This window comes from Vibrio sp. 704, from assembly GCF_033339295.1.
On record NZ_JAWOUH010000830.1, the window covers coordinates 1 to 561 of the forward strand.

Here is a 561-nt window from a genome sequence, read left to right on the forward strand (position 1 = left end):
GCTGTTTCAGATAGACCGCCGTACTTGTCGCCAGCAAACAGGTTAACACCGTCTTTTGCTAGAGATTGGTGAACGTGCATGCCAGAGCCGTTGTCGCCAACGAGTGGTTTAGGCATGAATGTCGCTGTTTTACCAAATGCGTGAGCAACGTTATGTACTACGTATTTGTAAATTTGGATTTCGTCAGCTTTCGTTGTTAGCGTATTAAAACGAGTTGCGATTTCGTTTTGACCCGCAGTCGCCACTTCGTGGTGGTGCGCTTCAACAACTAGGCCCATTTCTTCCATGATTAGACACATTGCAGAGCGGATGTCTTGAGAAGAGTCAACCGGAGCTACTGGGAAGTAACCACCTTTAACGCCTGGACGGTGGCCTTTGTTACCGCCTTCGATGTCGCTGCCTGTGTTCCATGCTGCTTCGATGTCGTCAATCTTGAAGAAAGAACCTGACATGTCGTTAGAGAACTTCACGTCATCGAATAGGAAGAATTCTGGCTCAGGACCAACAAGCACTGTATCTGCGAGACCTGTTGAGCGCATGTAGTCTTCAGCGCGTTTTGCG

General features: G+C 48.5%; 1 pseudogene. It reads right to left on the reverse strand.

Annotated elements, in window-relative coordinates:
• A pseudogene (gene glnA / locus R7R24_RS29380) lies at positions 1-561 on the reverse strand (glutamine synthetase); the annotation flags it as partial.